General features: G+C 38.1%; 16 protein-coding genes. 12 read left to right on the forward strand and 4 right to left on the reverse strand.

Going from position 1 to position 17966, the window contains the following annotated elements; translation table 11 throughout:
- The first annotated feature begins 150 nt into the window (after positions 1-150).
- Positions 151-1626 carry a UDP-N-acetylmuramoyl-L-alanyl-D-glutamate--2,6-diaminopimelate ligase gene (locus BME96_RS02590; RefSeq protein ID WP_071648193.1) on the forward strand — a complete coding sequence of 492 codons (1476 nt, stop codon included), beginning with the start codon at positions 151-153 and terminating at the stop codon, positions 1624-1626.
- Between the two features lie 16 nt (positions 1627-1642).
- Here the strand turns inward: BME96_RS02590 and BME96_RS02595 are convergent, their stop codons facing one another.
- On the reverse strand, positions 1643-2470 hold the full coding sequence (locus tag BME96_RS02595; RefSeq protein ID WP_071648194.1) for a MerR family transcriptional regulator: 828 nt from the start codon (positions 2468-2470) through the stop codon (positions 1643-1645).
- Positions 2471-2581: 111 nt separating this feature from the next.
- Here BME96_RS02595 and BME96_RS02600 point away from each other — a divergent pair, with 111 nt between their 5' ends.
- From BME96_RS02600 to BME96_RS02610, 3 genes are all read left to right on the forward strand, one after another.
- Complete coding sequence (locus tag BME96_RS02600) at positions 2582-3031, forward strand: GNAT family N-acetyltransferase (protein WP_071648195.1); 450 nt, start codon at positions 2582-2584, stop codon at positions 3029-3031.
- A gap of 235 nt (positions 3032-3266) precedes the next feature.
- Positions 3267-3821, forward strand: coding sequence for a TetR/AcrR family transcriptional regulator (locus tag BME96_RS02605; RefSeq protein ID WP_060679619.1), 555 nt, complete (start codon positions 3267-3269; stop codon positions 3819-3821).
- An 18-nt stretch (positions 3822-3839) separates the two neighbouring features.
- On the forward strand, positions 3840-5363 hold the full coding sequence (locus BME96_RS02610; RefSeq protein WP_071648196.1) for a glycine betaine uptake BCCT transporter: 1524 nt from the start codon (positions 3840-3842) through the stop codon (positions 5361-5363).
- A gap of 347 nt (positions 5364-5710) precedes the next feature.
- Here BME96_RS02610 and BME96_RS02615 read toward each other — a convergent pair whose 3' ends face one another.
- The 3 genes from BME96_RS02615 to BME96_RS19485 all read right to left on the reverse strand — a co-directional run bounded on the left by BME96_RS02615 (position 5711) and on the right by BME96_RS19485 (position 7536).
- Complete coding sequence (locus tag BME96_RS02615) at positions 5711-6475, reverse strand: ABC transporter permease (RefSeq protein WP_071648197.1); 765 nt, start codon at positions 6473-6475, stop codon at positions 5711-5713.
- Positions 6472-7194, reverse strand: coding sequence for an ABC transporter ATP-binding protein (locus BME96_RS02620; protein WP_071648198.1), 723 nt, complete (start codon positions 7192-7194; stop codon positions 6472-6474). Before BME96_RS02620 ends, BME96_RS02615 begins: the two co-directional genes overlap by 4 nt.
- A 171-nt stretch (positions 7195-7365) precedes the next feature.
- On the reverse strand, positions 7366-7536 hold the full coding sequence (locus BME96_RS19485; protein ID WP_156035932.1) for a hypothetical protein: 171 nt from the start codon (positions 7534-7536) through the stop codon (positions 7366-7368).
- A gap of 195 nt (positions 7537-7731) precedes the next feature.
- On the opposite strand from BME96_RS19485, the gene BME96_RS02625 reads away from it, so the two are divergent.
- From BME96_RS02625 to BME96_RS02660, 8 genes are all read left to right on the forward strand, one after another.
- Positions 7732-8436 (forward strand): response regulator transcription factor, encoded by a 705-nt coding sequence (locus tag BME96_RS02625; protein ID WP_071648199.1) that lies wholly within the window; start codon positions 7732-7734, stop codon positions 8434-8436.
- The gene (locus tag BME96_RS02630) at positions 8433-9428 is read left to right on the forward strand and encodes a sensor histidine kinase (protein ID WP_071648200.1); all 996 of its coding nucleotides are present in this window, start codon (positions 8433-8435) and stop codon (positions 9426-9428) included. The genes BME96_RS02625 and BME96_RS02630 overlap by 4 nt, the downstream gene beginning before the upstream one ends.
- A gap of 174 nt (positions 9429-9602) precedes the next feature.
- The gene (locus BME96_RS02635) at positions 9603-10367 is read left to right on the forward strand and encodes an ABC transporter ATP-binding protein (RefSeq protein WP_071648201.1); all 765 of its coding nucleotides are present in this window, start codon (positions 9603-9605) and stop codon (positions 10365-10367) included.
- Entirely contained in the window at positions 10342-12231 is a 1890-nt protein-coding gene (locus BME96_RS02640) for an ABC transporter permease (protein ID WP_071648202.1), read from the forward strand. Before BME96_RS02635 ends, BME96_RS02640 begins: the two co-directional genes overlap by 26 nt.
- Before the next feature lie 375 nt (positions 12232-12606).
- A complete protein-coding gene (locus BME96_RS02645) occupies positions 12607-14148 on the forward strand; it encodes a BCCT family transporter (RefSeq protein WP_231478666.1) in 1542 nt (513 codons plus the stop codon).
- A gap of 21 nt (positions 14149-14169) precedes the next feature.
- Positions 14170-14862 carry a TetR/AcrR family transcriptional regulator gene (locus tag BME96_RS02650; protein WP_071649936.1) on the forward strand — a complete coding sequence of 231 codons (693 nt, stop codon included), beginning with the start codon at positions 14170-14172 and terminating at the stop codon, positions 14860-14862.
- Positions 14863-14901: 39 nt separating this feature from the next.
- Complete coding sequence (locus tag BME96_RS02655; protein WP_060679631.1) at positions 14902-16950, forward strand: CocE/NonD family hydrolase; 2049 nt, start codon at positions 14902-14904, stop codon at positions 16948-16950.
- A gap of 188 nt (positions 16951-17138) precedes the next feature.
- Entirely contained in the window at positions 17139-17960 is an 822-nt protein-coding gene (locus BME96_RS02660; protein ID WP_071648203.1) for a mechanosensitive ion channel family protein, read from the forward strand.
- The last annotated feature ends 6 nt before the right edge of the window (positions 17961-17966 follow it).

Consider the following 17966-nt stretch of genomic DNA (forward strand, 5'->3'; position numbering starts at 1 on the left):
GTTCCTCATGCAATTTTAGCATTTAATTCTGCATATCCCCATGTCTAAGTATTGAATTATATGTTTCATCACATATTAAATAAATGTTATGATGATTTCACTTAAAATTTCAACAACACATAAGAACCTGCTAAGTGAGAGGAGAAAAGAATGGATTTCAACACCATCGTTAAAGAACTTGCAAAAGAGATGAAAACATTCACAGAAACAAAATATAGAGATATACAAATTAAAGGGATTGCCTATGACTCACGGAAAGTAAGAGAAGGCTATCTGTTTATTGCGATTAAAGGTGTGCAAGCTGATGGACATCGTTTTATAGATGAAGCTATTAGACAGGGAGCTACAGTAATTATTGGTGAAAATGACATCTCCCTTGCTGATATTCCATATATAAAAGTAGAAAATGCAAGAAGAGCTCTTGCTATTTTAAGTGATCGTTTTTATCATTCCCCATCTATGAATAAATTTATCATTGGGATTACGGGGACAAATGGTAAAACAACGACAAGCTATTTATTAAAACATGTGCTCGAGCAGGCAGATGTCTCTTGTACAATGATAGGTTCCATTCAAAACAGTGTAAATGGAAAAGTCTATCCTTCAATGAATACTACTCCCGGCCCTTTGGAACTGAATCAGCTACTGTACGAAAGCAGGGATGAAGTAGTAATTATGGAGGTCAGTTCTCACGCATTAAAACAATGTAGGGTAGATGGTATCCTTTTTGATGTCGCCTTATTCACTAATTTAAGTCATGATCATTTGGATTATCATGCTTCCATGGAAGAATATTTTAATGTGAAGAAGCTTTTATTTGATAAACTAAAAACAGACGGAAAAGCTGTGGTGAACAGCGATGATAGCTATGGAGAACAGTTGCTGGAGATCCTGTTTGAAAAAGGAGTGGCTTCTTTTACTGTTGGGAAAACAAAGCGTAGTGATATTAGATTTACGTCCCTGAATGAGTCGCAACAAAGGATGAAGCTATATGATGGAGGAAATTTCTTTGAGGTAGATACAAAAATGCCAGGAACGCACAACTTTTATAATATGGCGATGGCGTATATTACAGCAAAAATAGTGGGAGTTCCTCCGGAGACAATTGCTGCAGCACTAGCTAGTTTTACTGGTCTTCCAGGTCGTTTTCAGCAGATAAAAAGCGGGGGCGTAACATGTGTTATTGATTATGCACATACGCCAGATGCTGTCTTTCATTGTTTGCAAGCAGTAAGACAAGCAGGTGCTGGGCGGCTTAATCATATCTTTGGTTGGCGCGGAGGCAGGGATGAGACAAAACGGAGCGAAATGCTCTCCATTTCTGCAGAGATTTCTGACAACTATACGTTAACCTTGGATGATTTGAATGGGGTTGCCCAAGAGAAAATGATCTCTGATTTAAATAAATTACAGAGCGAATATGGCATGAGTAATGGAACTATTATCCCGGATCGAACTATAGCGATAATGAATGCGATAGAACATGCTGCCCCGGGTGACTGGATTGTCATTACAGGAAAAGGGAATGAGGAATACCAGCAAAATTTCTATCTTGATAGCAAGTCAGATGAAGAAACAGTCACATATTGTTTTAACAATTTAGTGATAGAAGGAGAAGAGGAATAAGCTTTGCTATATAATGCTATTTCTCTCTCACTTCTATCATAATTTTTGTTACGTAATGGTCTATCCCGTTAACAGATATTTCATCTAATATATATTCTTCATATGTCCAATTTCCCAATTTCAGATCTTCTTTTTGGATATAGTTAAGAAGCTTGGCATAGGTTTGATCAATAGTAGTTTCTCTTCCGATATGATACCCAATAACATATAGGCCTGCTGCCTTTACATAGGTAATTGTCTGAGTCGGAATCGTTTCTAATCGATTATACAAATAATAATAATTATCAAAATCGCCCTCTAGCACTTCTTTTCTTCTAATCATTCCACCAATAGGGTGACCGCTATCTACTTTCATTTCTTTCAAACAAGACTGGAATTCTGAAATAGCTTCTAAGAATGCAGGATCTCTGCAATGGAAAATATTTTTACTTATTAGTAAGCGCTCTTGCTGCATATACTCGATAGTAATTTGCGAATAATCTGTTTGGAGCGCATCTCTCGTTTGTTTATGCTTTGTTTGTATCATCGTTTGGAGGCGTTGCAATTCTTCAATTTGTTGATTAATTTCCAGGGATTTAACCGTTAATAGCTCCATTAACTGCTGTGGCGATTTAGTTTGCAAATAATCTTTAATTTCCTGTAAAGGCATTTTTAGCTGCTTTAACATCTCAATTACTGAAAATAAGCCATACTGGTAGTAAGAATAATATCTGTAGCCATTCTCCTTCTTTACTTCTGGGCTAAGAAGACCAATCTCATCATAATGAAATAGAGTTTGCTTCTTTACATTACATAATGCAGCGAATTCTCCTGAAGTAAATAATTTTTTTGAAGATGTGCTCATAATGAATTTCTCTCCTTGACTATATGGTAACCGGATACCTTAGTATTTAGCTATAACTATAGCATAAGTAATTATCTTAAGGCATGGAATTAGAGAGAGGAAGGATTAGTCGTGGAAATAGAAATTCATGACGTGAGTAAGAACAATTTACAGGAAATACTTCAACTTCATGTTGCTGCTTCGCAGGAAAATTTTGTTGAATCAACCAGACAGTGCTTGGAGGAAGCGAGAGAATGCACACAGTACAAACCAGTAGGGCTTTATGCAGATGGAGAGCCTGTTGGATTTAGTATGTATGGATATTTTCCGAGAGAGCAGCGGCTTTGGCTGGATCGGTTCTTAATAGATGAACACTTCCAAGGAAAGGGAATGGGAACCATTTTCCTTCAAGCAATGCTGGATACCTTGAAAAAAGAATATCCAGCCCAAGCCATTTATTTGAGTGTATATGAAAATAATCTGCAAGCCATTTATTTGTATGAAAAATTTGGTTTCAAATTTATTGATGAAAGAGATATAAACGGAGAAAAAATAATGAAGCTAGAGACTGCGATGAGATAATCGCAGTCTTTTTATATGATTAAAAATAAGCATATAAAAAGATCCTCTGGATAAAATTTTAATGAGTGGGTTGACGTGGAAACGCATCCACTGATACTATGGCCAAGGTAGAAAGAGCGTTCTATCTATTTTACTTAGGAAAACAGTCCAAGAGGACACAAAAACTCTAATCGCTGAAAAAATAACAACCAGGTTGCATCTTCCCCTGGTTTAATTTTATGAAGGAGGTAAAGCAGTGGGGAGATCAATGAAAAAAGAAAAAATACTTGAAGTAGCTGAACGTCTATTTTATGAGCACGGCTTTCGCGGAGTAGGTTTAAAACAGATTATTCGTGAAGCTGATGTAGCTACAATGACGCTTTATAACCACTTTTCCTCGAAAGAAAGCCTTGTGCAAGAGGTTCTTAAACAAAGAGAGCAGCGATATTGGAGTTACTTAGATTCACACATTGAGAAGAATTCAGATTTGCCAATTTTACTTGCATTGGAAGCACATGGAGAGTGGTTGAAGCATCAATCCTACAAAGGGGATATGTTTCTTCGTGCTATGGTTGATTATGCGGGCTTTAACAGCGAAATTGTAACTATTGTAAGAACACATAAAGAAAGGTTATTACAATACTTTCAAGAATTGGCAAGACAGAGCGTGGATGGAGATGCGGATGAAATGGCATACCAGTTCACTCTTTTGATAGAGGGAGCGACGTCATTGACTGCTGTAGTGGGTGCAGCTAAAGCAACAGAACATTCTTTAGCTATCGCCCGCAAATTAACGAGCAATATTAACTAATTAAGGAGTAGAGTTTATATGAAGCAAGTTACAAGTGTATTTTGGGTATCTATTGTTATTTGTATAGCCTTTGTTTTATGGGGTTCCCTGGCTCCTGAAAATTTAGGCACCGTAACAGGAGATATACAAGGATTTCTAACTAAGAACTTTGGATGGTTTTATTTATTATCTGTTACTATATTTCTTTTATTTTCTATTTATTTGATTTTCAGTCCTTATGGAAAAATTCGTCTTGGTAAGCAAAGTGACCGACCAGAGTATAACAAAATTACATGGTTTGCTATGTTATTTAGTGCTGGTATGGGAATTGGGTTAATTTTCTGGGGCTCAGCTGAACCGCTTGCCCATTTTGCGGCTCCACCAAACGCAGAACCTGAAACAATTGAGGCAGCCAGAAATTCTTTGCGCTATACATTCTTTCATTGGGGTTTCCATACATGGGCGATTTACACGGTTATTGGATTGGCCATTGCCTACTTTAAATTCCGCAGAGAAGCACCTGGTTTGATCAGTGCAACCTTCGAGCCGATTCTAGGAAACAGAGTGAATGGGCTAATTGGTAAGACAATTGATGTTATTGCCGTATTTGCAACCATATTTGGTGTGGCTACATCTCTTGGCTTAGGCGCTTCCCAGATTGGTGGAGGACTCGCTTTCCTAACCGATATAGATAATGATTTCTTAACGCAATTTATTATTATTCTAATTGTTACCGTACTATTTATGTTCTCTGCATGGACAGGCATTAGTAAAGGGATTAAATATCTAAGTAATACAAACATCGTTCTCGCCGTTATATTAATTTTGCTAACTATTATTATCGGACCTGGTGTCTATATTATGAATTTATTCTCTTCTACTTTAGGTGAATATTTACAAAATATCCCTTCTCAAAGCTTTGAGATGGCTCCTTTTGATGCTAAGCATAATGAGTGGATCGAAGGATGGACAGTCTTTTATTGGGCATGGTTCATTGCATGGTCTCCATTTGTAGGGACCTTTATCGCTCGTGTTTCTAAAGGAAGAACAGTAAGAGAGTTTGTTCTTGGTGTTCTAATTATTCCTAGTTTATTTAGTATGTTCTGGTTTGCTGTATTTGGAGGAACAAGTTTAAAGCAGGAGCTTGATGGCGTAAATACAGGTCTTACTGATCTAGCAACAGAGCAAGCATTGTTTGGAATGTTTGAGTCAATGCCGTTTGGAGTTATTATGACAGTAGTAGCTGTAGTTTTAATTAGTACATTCTTCATTACCTCAGCTGACTCCGCAACATTTGTACTTGGTATGCAGACAACAAATGGAAGTTTAAACCCACCTAACACTGTGAAACTTAGCTGGGGAATTATTCAGGCGGCAACTGCTTCCGTTTTACTTGCTTCAGGTGGACTAGAAGCATTGCAAACAGCATCTATCTTATCAGCATTTCCGTTTGCGATTATTTTGCTGGTAATGATTTATTCCTTACTGAAAGCATTAAAGGAAGACGCCAGACGTACATTCCAAAAACCAGATGAAAAGACAAATAAGAATAATGTAAAATAAACAAAGAGGCTGGGACATAACTAAATAACGTATTCTAAAGACGAACGAAATAAAGTTTGGGAGCACCGCTCCGGAATAACGCTTCGCTTTCCGTGGGCGCTGCTAAGCCTCCTCGTGCTAAGCACTCCGGGGTCTTAGCTAGGCTTTTCCTCCCACAGGAGTCTGCGCGTTTTTCCTCCGCTAATTTGTTACAAAAAGAAATCCGAACCATAATTCATTATTAGTATGAATCGGTTCGGATTTTCACTGTATAAAATTTCATTTGGCCCAACCTCTTTGTTGCGTACTAAAGATAACATCCTATTTATGTACCATCTCTCCTACACCTCTTTCAACAGTTAGGAAGCTTACTCTCTTATTAGGCTTTCCCTTAAAAACTGCATTCGCTGGTTAAACAGTGTTGGATAAGAAAGATAACCGAGCATGATACTTGTAGTCACTGCAGTAGTCAGCAACAAGAATAGAATGAGCAATTGAAATAATACTGCTTGTACTGGATCAGCCCCTGCAATGATTTGCCCACTCATCATTCCTGGTAATTGTACCAATCCGATTGTTTTCTGACTCTCAATAGTTGGAATGGTACTTGCTTTAATCGAGGTAATTAACTGTGTATGGACGGCTTGCTTGGGTGTACCACCAAGTGATAAAATTAGCTCCGTTTGATTTTGTCTCGTTTCCATTTCCGAGGTAAATCGGTTAAGGAAAAGAATTCCTAGTACCATTGAATTTCCGATAACCATCCCGCTAATTGGTATGACGTATTGGGCGGTAGGTGGAGTTATATCCAGACCTAATAATATACTTTGGGTTAATATTTCGATAAACAAAAAGGTTACGATCAGCTTCCAAGTAATCCCTTTAATGGAAGCCCCCTTTTTTCTGGCATTTTGTGTAGCTGCCCCAACCATTAATAACAGCATCAGAACTATATATACAACATTTTCAGCATTAAAAACGAATTGAAGAACATAACCTACAGCGAGTAATTGAATAATGGAACGAACTGCTGCAATAATGGTATCTCTTTCCAAGCCGAGCTTAAACGTTTTCGATAAGATAAGAGGGATGATAACAAATATGAGGGTGATGCTTAAGGTTAAATAACTCATTCCATTCCACCCTTTATAAATTGTTTTACTCTTTCATTTTTTGGATTAGTTAGTAGATCGCTTTCGCCTGTTTCCACTACTTCCCCTTCTATCATGACCCAGGTATAATCGCCAAGGGATAAGGCTTGCTGGAGGTTATGAGTAATCCAAATGATGGTCGTATTGTATTTTTTGTTAATTCTTAGGATTAGTTTTTCGATGTCCTGCTGGGATACACGGTCAAGTGAAGATGTGATTTCATCAAGCAGTAGTACTTGGGGTTTATTCACGAGTGTTCTCGCAATGGATAATTTTTGACGCTGTCCTCCAGATAGCTCTTGTGTATTTCTACTCATGTAGCTCTCCTTCAAGCCCACCACTTTTAGTAATTCGATTGCCAATTCTTTATGTAACTTTTCACCTTTCAGGGTAAGGGGGAGCGCTAAGTTTTTTTCAACACTTCCATTAATCATGGTCGCCTCTTGCAGGGCAATTCCTACCGTTCTTCGTAATACAGTAGGTGCATACTGCTCAATTAATTTATTGTTAATATATATTTGCCCGGAATTTGCCGTTTGCAAGCCATTGCATAATTTGAACAATGATGATTTCCCTGCTCCTGAGGGTCCAACTAATGTCGTGATTTTCCCCTTTGGAAAAAAGCCGGTAATTCGTTTTAAAATATGTATTCCATTTGCTGTATAATCTACATCTTTGAATTCTATAGCTGCTTTGGTCATCTGCTCACTTCCTTACATGTCTCAGGATTTTTACTGTCATTGTATCATGCATCTTCCTGTTCAACTTAAAATTCAGACTGTGAATAAGAGAGGATGGGCTAATTTTAGCAAAAAAAACTTTCTGTGATTCATACATGAAACACAGAAAGTTTAATTAGAGAAGGTGGATAATCAGGGGGAACCCTTATCGTCATCTTTTCGCCTAGCCAGCTTCTCCGCCTCATTATAATCAGCGCTCATATTGAATCTAGCAAAATCTTCATCATCTGCGGTACCATACATACCCATACCACCGAATTCGATATTGATGTTTTTTGGCTTAAGCCTATATTTATCTTTCACGCTCAACACCTCCATAACTTATTGTAACCAGCAGAGTCATAGATTATTCGATTGTGAACTGTAACTGCTGAAGTAACGGCAGTGGATGCTGCGATTAGTCGCAGGAAAGAATAAGCAGTAAGGAGAGAATATCTTACCAAAACGCTTGCGTGTTATAATGAGGTCATAAAAATAGAGTTAAAGGAGCGGAAATGAATGGAAAAAATCTTGATTATCGAGGATGATCCTAAAATTGCTTCCTATTTGGAATCTTACATAAATAAATATGGTTTTATTGTAAAATCCGTCGTTAACTTTGAAAATATTATGCAATCCTTTCACGAATTTCAACCACAGCTCGTTCTTTTAGATATTAACCTGCCATATTTCGATGGTTATTATTGGTGCAGACAAATAAGAAAGGAATCCATTTGCCCAGTTATATTTATCTCAGCACGAACAGGAGAAATGGATCAGGTAATGGCCTTGGAGAATGGGGGAGATGATTACATTACCAAGCCTTTTCATCCAGATATCGTAATGGCGAAAATTCGTAGCCAGCTGCGCAGGGCGTACGGTGAATATGCAGGCAGTCAAAAAGAGAGGATATTGGAAATAGAAAATCTGAAACTCTATCCAGAGCGTTTTGAACTCCATTTTGGGAACAAGACAGTTCTTTTGACGAAAAATGAGAGTGATATTGTTGCAACATTAATGGATCGTTATCCTCGGGTTGCCGGGAGAGAGGATTTACTGGAGAAGCTTTGGGATGATCAGACATATGTGGATGAAAACACATTAAATGTTAACATTGCAAGAGTAAGGAAGAAATTTCAGGAATTAGATTTGCAAGGGGTTGTAGAAACAGTAAGAGGTGCTGGTTATCGACTGCTAATTACTTGGAGGGACGAAGCGGAATGAAGCTTTTTATAAAAGAACATATTCTGTTAATCATTCTCCAATGTATGCAGTTTTCCTTTTTATTTCTACTTCTGTATTTAAGTGATTTTCGTAATTATTTACTCCTTCTTTACGGGCTCCTTGTAAATATAGTGTTACTAGCTGCCTATCTGGTATTTCAGTATTATACACGCAGGCATGTTTATAAAAGATTATCCAGTAAAGCAACCAATCTTAAGGAGTTATTGGAAACGACAGACCAAGCTCCAATAGGTGTTGCATTAGATCAGCTTACAAGAACCCAATATCAATTATTTATGGAACAGCTAAAGCAAGCAGAAGACGCACAAAAGCAACATCTTACTTTTATGAACCGGTGGGTGCATCAGATGAAGACCCCTTTATCTGTTATCGAGCTAACTGCCCAAAATCTTGATGAGCCTGAATCATCCAGTATTCGCGAAGAAACAGAAAGAATGAAAAATGGATTGCACACCGTGTTAAATATGGCAAGATTACGTACTATACAGGAGGACTTTCACATAAAGCCCGTGGTACTAGCAGATCTCTTACATGAGGTCAATCATGAGAATAAGCGCTTCTATATACGTAATCAGGTTTATCCACATCTGCATATAGAAACACCCAAACTTACCGTAGAAACAGATGAAAAATGGCTTTTCTTTATAGTTAATCAAATTATACAAAATGCGGTTAAATATTCAGCGAAGAAAAGTAATCGTATCGATATTTCTCTGAAGAAGCTAGGAAAGCGAGCCGTGATGGAAATTACTGATTATGGGGTCGGTATCCCGAGTCAGGATAAGAAGCGAGTTTTTCAAGCGTTTTTTACTGGTGATAACGGACGGACATTTCGGGAATCTACGGGGATGGGACTTTACTTAACAAAAGAGGTTGCAGATTATTTGGAACATCAGATTGAAATGGAATCTACGGAAGGTTCTGGGACTACTTTTCGCATTCTTTTCACCCCTACACAAACGATAACTTAGCATTTATTCCTTACAAGAATGTAAGCTAAATGAAAGAGTGTTCGATCGTTGCGGGAGGGGAAATTCCTTACAATGTAAATAGATAAGGTTGTTCAAGTGAGTAAACAATCTACATTTCTAATAAAAAGGAAGAAGGAGCTGTATTCTTCCTTTAATCAAAGGAGAATGAATTGAATGCTTGAAGTAAAACAAGTGAGCAAGATCTATGAAGGAAAAGTCGCCTATCGTGCTTTACGAGATATTAATCTTGAGATAGATACAGGGGAATTTGTTGGTATTATGGGACCATCAGGAAGTGGGAAAACGACCCTTCTAAATTTGATTGCTACTATTGATGAACCGACAACTGGTAATATATTAATCGAAGGAAATAATCCTCTTAAACTCAATCGAAATCAATTAGCACAATTTCGCAGAAGAGAGCTTGGTTTTGTATTTCAGGATTTTAATTTGCTGCAGACCCTTACCATTAAAGAAAATATTGTGCTTCCTCTTACCCTTGATGGGAAACGTGTCAAAGAAATGGAAGAAAAAGCAGAAGTAATTGCGGAAAAGCTTGGCATCCAATCTATTATGAATAAACGGACATATGAAATCTCAGGAGGCCAGGCTCAGCGGGCAGCCATTGCCAGGGCGATGATCCATACACCAAAACTACTGTTGGCGGATGAACCAACTGGGAACCTTGATTCAAAGTCTTCGAAGGATGTAATGGAAATGCTTGTATCATTAAATGAGCAGGAAAAGACCACCATGATGCTGGTAACACATGATCCACAGGCTGCCAGTTATTGTGACCGTGTGGTGTTTATACGTGATGGGCAATTTTATTCGGAGATTCATCAGGGAGATAGCAGGCAGACTTTCTTCCAAAAAATTATTGACACGCTTTCCTTGTTAGGAGGGAATGACAATGACTTTTCGTCAATTCGTAGTTAATAATGTCCTCCGGAATAAACGATTGTATGCCGCTTATTTTCTTAGCAGTATGTTTACTGTATTGATCTTTTTCACCTTTGCTGTGTTTGCTTTCCATCCAGCACTGAATGGAGATGGGATCAATCCAAAAGCTATTTATGGTATGGGCGTGGCAGGTGGTATTATCTATCTGTTTTCTCTATTTTTTGTACTCTATTCCATGAGTTCCTTTCTCCAATCAAGGAAGAAGGAATTTGGACTTCTTATGCTGCAAGGGATGTCGATGCGGCAAATTCGAATGATGGTATTTTTGGAAAATATGCTGATAGGAGTTCTCGCAACAGTTGTCGGAATACTTTTAGGGCTGTTATTTGCCAAAGCTATCCTGTTAATTGCTGAGAATATATTGATTATAGAGCAAGCCTTACATTTTTATTTTCCACTATTGGCTATTTTAATTACATTCGTCTCCTTTTTACTATTGTTCTTGTTTATATCTTTTTTCGTAACCTTTTTCCTCCGTTCCAAGAAATTAACGGAGCTTATTAAAGGAAGCACAAAGCCTAAGACAGAGCCAAAAGCGTCTTTGTTACTTACTTTCATTGCAGGATTATTTTTGCTCGTTGGCTATGTAACTGCCTTATATGTAAAAGGTGTATTTGTCGTTTATGCTATGTTACCGGTAATTGTGGTAGTAACGATAGGTACGTATTTGCTCTTTACCCAATTAAGTGTATTTATCATTGGCCGGTTAAAAAAGCGGAAGCAAATTTTTTGGAGAAAAACAAATATGCTGCTACTTTCAGATTTGTCGTTTCGTATGAAGGATAATGCTCGTACTTTTTTTATGGTGGCAATTATATCGACCGTCGCTTTTAGTGCTATTGGTACATTGTTTGGTTTTCAAACATATTTAACAGGCGGCGTGAAGGAAGCTAATCCTTATACTTTTTCTTATACGCCAAACGATGATGATGGGAAGAGTAAGAAGCCTGAAGATGTTGAGGCAATCGAGCGTGTTTTAGAAGAGAACAAGATTGATGCGAGTCGAGCAACTGCTCACCTGAAATACTATGATATAGGGAGAGATAGAGAGGTTCTAATCGCAAGTGAGTCCATGTATAATACGTTTGCTGATCTTCTGGACAAAAAGCAAGTGCAAATAGAAGAAGGAAAAGCCATGGTAGTCAAAGAAAACTTTGCTATGATATCTGATCCTTCCATGCAAGTGGACCTAATAGATAAGCCACTTAAGTTAAAGAATGGAGAAGAAGTACAGCCAACAAGAGAGATGAATTCTATTGTATTACCAGAAATGCAGGCATATTATGTTGTCTCTAATGAGGATTATAAGCAGTTGCCAAAGCCTCTCTATGAAACAGAACAAATTTTTTGGAAGGCTGCTCCTGGCCAGGAAGATGCTGTAATTCAGGCTGGTTTGACGCTAAGTGAGCAGATTCCTCCGTATAAGTTTCAGGCAATCGATGCAAGTATTTACACTATTAATAAAAGCTATGGACCGATATTATTTATTGGATTATTTATTGGAATTGTCTTCTTCGTGTCAGCAGGAAGCTTCCTGTACTTCCGCTTATACTCTGATCTTGATGAAGATAAGGTCAAATTTAAATCCATTGCAAAGCTTGGTCTGACAGAAAAGGAGCTTGGGAAAGTTATCAATAGACAGACAGGTTTGCTTTTCTTTGCACCGATCATTGTTGCCTTGCTTCACGGAGCTGTAGCACTTACTGCACTTTCCCATCTCTTTGACTACAATTTGGTGAAAGAATCCAGCATGGTATTGGGCGGTTTTCTGCTCATCCAAATAGTGTATTTTATCCTTGTACGCTTTCTTTATATAAAGCAAATTAAATCTGCGCTTTAAATTAAAAGCACTAAATCACATTTTGATTTAGTGCTTTTTTTTACGTAAAAACACTATAAATAAAAACAATAAATCAATTATAGAATCCAAAGTAGCAGGTATTATAGACTTTTATTACTTAGGTGCTTTTTTGACAAGAGAGATTTTTATGTTAATATGAACATGTTCATTAAAATAACAAGTTCATTTAAAAGGGGGATAGTTAAATTAACAAACAGAAATATTTCAAGAGTAAACAAAGTGGTTATATTAAATATAAACGAAGATTAATGTGCTTTTAAGAATGAGCATGTTCTATTAAATGGATAGTTAAAAAGATTTACTTCAATGATTTCAAAAAAATTTCAGGATAAAATTTAATGTTAGAGATGGGGTATGCAATCAGATATGAAGAATGCAAAAATAGAAAAATCAATTTTTTGGCCATCATTAATTTTAGTTGTGGCAGCCACCGTATTATTAGTTGTTTTCCGTGAATCAGTGGGGCCAGTAGTAGAATCTTGGATGACCGCAATCACCTTTCGTCTTGACTGGGCGTTTGAGTTTTTGACGATTGGATTGTTTATCATCCTCATATGGTTAATGTTCGGTCGCTATGGAAGAGTTAAATTAGGAGGGGCTGACGATAAGCCGGAATTCTCCCGTTTTAGTTGGGGAGGTATGCTTTTCTGTGCCAGCATGGGGACAAGTATTATGTTTTGGTCCATTGTAGAGCCACTATATTACTATACTGGTCCGCCTTTTGGAATCGATGGGAAAACAACAGAAGCAGCAGAATTCGCTGTTAGTTATGGGCTATTCCATTGGGGGATTTCAGCCTGGGCGTTATATGCATTGCCTGCTGTAGTGATGGCTTATAGTTTTTTCGTCAGACGTGATCACTCTCTTAAAATAAGTGCAGCATGTAGAGGCGTTCTTGGTAAGCATGCGGACGGTTTCTTAGGGAAAGCAATTGATATCCTGGTAATCTGGAGTATGATAGGAGGGCTTGGAACCTCTTTAGGTCTTGGCGTACCGATGGTTGCGGCCGTGTTAGGCGATTTATTTGGTATTCAACCTTCGTTATGGTTGAACATTGTCATCATCATAATTTGGACCTTTATTTTTAGCTCCAGTGCTTATTTGGGTTTATATAAGGGAATTCGTAAGCTAAGTGACTGGAATGTGTATATGGCGCTGGGACTTGCATTGTTCGTAATCATTGTGGGTCCAACATTATTTATTCTTTCGTATTTTACCAATAGTTTAGGACTCATGTTGGATAACTTTATGAAGATGAGTCTTTATACTGACCCGATTACTAAAGGTGGATTTCCACAGGCATGGACAGTGTTTTACTGGGCATGGTTCGCTGCAACTGCACCTTTTATCGGAATTTTTGTAGCGCGTATTTCGAAAGGTAGAAGTATCCGCGAAATGGTTTCTAATATTTTGCTATGGGGATCATTGGGAAGCTGGATTTATTTCGGCGTTTTTGGCGGCTATGGAATGAATTTAGAATTAACCGGGCAAGTTCCGTTGACGGAAATATTATCCGAACAAGGAGGACCGGCGGTTATTGTTGCAGTACTTAATTCATTACCGCTTCCTGTTATCGTATCTGCTTTTTTTGTTATTCTTGGATTTATCTTTCTTGCTACTTCGTTAGACTCAGCAAGTTATGTTATTGCAAGTGTTGCGACGAAAGAACTGGGAGTTAATTCTGAGCCAGCTCGTTGGCACCGCCTCATGTGGGGGATTCTATTATCTGCGTTGGCAATCAGCTTAACAATCGCTGGAGGGTTAAACGTGGTACAGACTTCTTCTGTGCTAGTAGCTGTACCAGTATTGCTTATGTATATCTTAATGGCCATGTCATTGATAAAATGGTTACATCACAATGAACACTTACATGTATATGTGAAGAAAAAGAAATAGTGGAGGAATAAAGTAGTGGATATGAATCGGAAAGAAATTCAAAAAGCGCGTATGTGGCAATACTTTTTAGATGCAGCAACGGAAGTAATTAAAGAAGAAGGTATTGAGAAGGTTACTATACGAAAGATAGCAGCTCGTGCAGGTTATACAAGCTCTACAGCTTATAATTATTTTACGGATCTTTCCCATTTGAAATTCTTTGCAGCAATGCGTTTTACAACAGAATATATTGAGGAACTTCCAGCTTATTTGGAAAAAGGCGAGAATAGAATCGAAAAATGGCTTTATTCATGGGAATGTTTTTGTAAACACACATTTAATCAACCGGAAATATATGCGGTTATTTTCATGGAAAACCTAGGGTCTGTGCCAGAGGAATTTCTTTCCGGTTATTACCAAATCTATCGCCATGAATTAATCGGTTTATCTGATGAGATAAAATCCATCATTATGGAGCACGACTTTGCCAAACGAAGTGCATTGTATATTAAAAGTGCTGTTGAGGAGCAACTCATTAAGGAAGAAGATATTGATTTAATTGCAGATACGACATTAATGATATGGAAAGGCATGATGAACACGTTCCTCAATCGGCGCAGAAATTATACGAAGGAAGAAGCAGCCAGAATAACGCTTCATTTTGTTTACGAAAGTGCTTTGAAAATGATCCCAATAGATAAAAGAGAAAAAATTACGTTTCATCCAGAACTGTAAATAGAAAAATATTATCAACTCAAAGAAAGGTTGAATGAATTGGTTTTTAATATTAAAGACTCAAGTAACAGAACAGTTAAAACGGATTACCCTAAGGAAATAAAAAAAATGGAACATGTCTGGATACCAATGTCTGATGGCGCAAAACTCGCCGCAACAATTTGGTTACCAAAGGACGCTGAAGAAAATCCTGTGCCAGCTATTTTAGAGTATTTGCCGTATCGGAAGGATGATTTCACTTCCATTCGTGACTCGGTGCGTCACCCGTATTTTGCAGGTCATGGATATGCAAGTATTCGAATAGATATTCGTGGTACTGGTAATTCCGATGGGATCCTGCTTGATGAATACTTAAAGCAGGAACAAGATGATGCTTTAGAAGTGTTTGACTGGATTGCCGAGCAGCCATGGGCGACTGGGTCTGTCGGTATGATAGGTAAATCATGGGGCGGCTTCAATGGTTTACAAATAGCAGCAAGGAAGCACCCAGCGTTAAAAACTATTATTACATTATGTTCAACCGATGATCGCTATGCAGACGATGTACATTATCGAGGCGGTAATCTTCTGGCTTCGGACATGCTTTGGTGGGCATCTACTATGTTTGCATATAGTGCACGACCACAGGATCCAGAAGTTGTTGGTGCAAGCTGGAAGGAAAATTGGCTGGATCGCTTGGAAAATACACCTCCATATGTACAGGAGTGGGTACGTCATCAGGTAAGGGATGATTATTGGAAACATGGGTCTATTTGCGAGGATTACTCTGATATCCAGATTCCTGTATTTACCGTAAGTGGTTGGCAAGATGGTTATACAGATGCCGTGTTCCGTATGGTAGAGAATTTACCACATTCCAAAGGCTTGATCGGACCATGGGCGCATGAGTTTCCAGAGGTTGCTACTCCTGACCCGGCTATCGGTTTTTTACAGGAATGTCTAAGATGGTGGGATCAGTGGTTGAAAGGCATTGATACTGGTGTGAAAGATGACCCAAAACTAGTATCATGGATTCAGAATAGCGAATTACCAGAAGTAAATTATGATGTCCGGCCTGGTAAATGGGTAGCAGATAACTCATGGCCATCGGAGAATATTAATGAAAAACATTTTTGGCTTAGTGAAGGAAAGCTTGAGGAGCAAGTTACATCCGGAAAGGAATTTACTATCCCAAGCGTACAGGAGCATGGATATTATGCGGGAGTATTTTGCCCGTTTGGCCAGCCAGGTGATTTGCCTTCTGATCAACGATTGGAAAACGGCAAGGCAGTTGTCTTTACTTCAGATCCATTGACAGACTCAGTGGACTTGTTAGGTCATCCAGTATTTCATATGGAATTTTCTTCTGACCAAAAAGATGCATTGGTAGCTGTCAGACTCTGTGACAAAGCACCAAGTGGGGAATCTACGTTAATCAGCTGGGGCATGTTGAATTTGAACCATCTACATTCACATGAACATCCAGAGGCGCTGATACCAGGGAAAGTCTACCATGCTTCCATTAAATTGGATGTATTGGGACAGCAAATTCCAGAAGGTCATCGTTTGGAAGTCGCTATTGCTCCAACGTATTGGCCGCAAGCATGGCCTTCCCCAAAACCGGTTACATTGAAAATTTTATCTAGGGAAAACACTAAAATGACTCTACCAGTGCGGACGCCACAGCCAGAAATAGATAATAGCATTCATTTTGAAAATCCCGAAACCGCACAGGTTATTGACAAAGAAATTCTTCGAGAAGAAAATCGTACCAGAACAGTATCACATGATACGATTCAAAATGTGTGGAAGCTGGAAGATTTTTCGGATGAAGGTGAGAGATTACTTCTCCACAATGATATTAGGCATGGAAGTATTAACAGAAACACCTTTACAATTAAATCTAATGATCCGCTTTCTGCAAGTGTGGAATGTGAATGGGAACTTACTGTGGGACGAGAGGAGTGGCAAACCAAGTTACTTACTCATAGCAAAATGACTAGTGATGAAACAACCTTTTATTTAACAAATACAATGACTGCTTTGGAAAATGAGGAAGAAATTTTTCAGAAGACATGGAAAGAAGAAATACCTAGAAACTTCACTTGATTAGTATGTAGTAGCCATCTTTGATGTTAAAACAGTTAATATCCTGAATGCGTTTTTCGCGGGATATTGACTGTTTTTCTATAAGTCAGCCCATTCTAGCACTTTACCCGAACTTATATTTGTTTTATTTGTATGCAGGTAGGGGATACGATACTATATAAAAATAAGCACAAGGAGGGAGTACAAACATGGAAATTTTAGGGATGGAAATAGATGTAGCAAAAATAGTAGGCATACTTATACAAATTGGCATACTGATCATTGCATTTTTAATTGTAGTACCAATCGGCAAGAAAATTATCGAAAAAACATTACAAAGAGCGGCCCAAAGCAGAAAGGCTTCGCCGGGCCGAATGAAAACACTGGAAAAATTACTAGCTAATGTGTTTTCCTATATAATGATTTTTATCTTTATAGTTATGTTTTTTGCCACTTTAGGCGTGGAGATTGGTCCACTAATTGCCGGAGCTGGAGTAATTGGACTGGCAGTCGCTTTTGGTGCACAAGGACTTGTTAGTGATATCGTGACAGGATTTTTCATTCTATTAGAACAACAGCTTGAAATTGATGATTATGTAACAACTGCAGGCTATGATGGAATTGTTGAAGAGATTGGATTGCGTACAACAAAAATTCGTAGCTTTGATGGAACCTTAAATTATGTACCAAACCGTTATATAGAAGGTGTAGCAAATCATTCGAGGGGAAATATGCGTGCCTTGGTTGATATTGGAATAAGCTATGATGATAATATTGATGGAGCAATTACAGTATTAGAAAAGGTCTGTGCTGAATTCCAGCTGGATGAACGTTTTAAGGATGGTCCAAACGCAATAGGTGTTCAGAGTATCGGTTCCTCTGATATTGTCCTTCGAGTTGTTGGGCAGACAGAAAATGGTTTACAGTGGGCATGTGAAAGAGATATGCGTAAACGAATCAAAGAAGCCTTTGATGAAGCGAATATTGATATTCCATTTCCACATCATGTTCTTATACAAAAAGATAACTAAACGGAA

The organism is Virgibacillus halodenitrificans (assembly GCF_001878675.1).
GTDB lineage: Bacteria > Bacillota > Bacilli > Bacillales > Amphibacillaceae > Virgibacillus_Q > Virgibacillus_Q halodenitrificans.

Coding starts and splice junctions, on each gene's coding strand:
- BME96_RS02650 (WP_071649936.1), top strand. CDS start 14,170: ATGAATCGGAAAGAAATTCAAAAAGCGCGTATGTGGCAATACTTTTTA.
- BME96_RS02625 (WP_071648199.1), top strand. CDS start 7,732: ATGGAAAAAATCTTGATTATCGAGGATGATCCTAAAATTGCTTCCTAT.
- BME96_RS02640 (WP_071648202.1), top strand. CDS start 10,342: ATGACTTTTCGTCAATTCGTAGTTAATAATGTCCTCCGGAATAAACGA.
- BME96_RS02630 (WP_071648200.1), top strand. CDS start 8,433: ATGAAGCTTTTTATAAAAGAACATATTCTGTTAATCATTCTCCAATGT.
- BME96_RS02660 (WP_071648203.1), top strand. CDS start 17,139: ATGGAAATTTTAGGGATGGAAATAGATGTAGCAAAAATAGTAGGCATA.
- BME96_RS02590 (WP_071648193.1), top strand. CDS start 151: ATGGATTTCAACACCATCGTTAAAGAACTTGCAAAAGAGATGAAAACA.
- BME96_RS02635 (WP_071648201.1), top strand. CDS start 9,603: ATGCTTGAAGTAAAACAAGTGAGCAAGATCTATGAAGGAAAAGTCGCC.
- BME96_RS02610 (WP_071648196.1), top strand. CDS start 3,840: ATGAAGCAAGTTACAAGTGTATTTTGGGTATCTATTGTTATTTGTATA.
- BME96_RS02615 (WP_071648197.1), bottom strand. CDS start 6,475: ATGAGTTATTTAACCTTAAGCATCACCCTCATATTTGTTATCATCCCT.
- BME96_RS02620 (WP_071648198.1), bottom strand. CDS start 7,194: ATGACCAAAGCAGCTATAGAATTCAAAGATGTAGATTATACAGCAAAT.
- BME96_RS02595 (WP_071648194.1), bottom strand. CDS start 2,470: ATGAGCACATCTTCAAAAAAATTATTTACTTCAGGAGAATTCGCTGCA.
- BME96_RS02645 (WP_231478666.1), top strand. CDS start 12,607: ATGCAATCAGATATGAAGAATGCAAAAATAGAAAAATCAATTTTTTGG.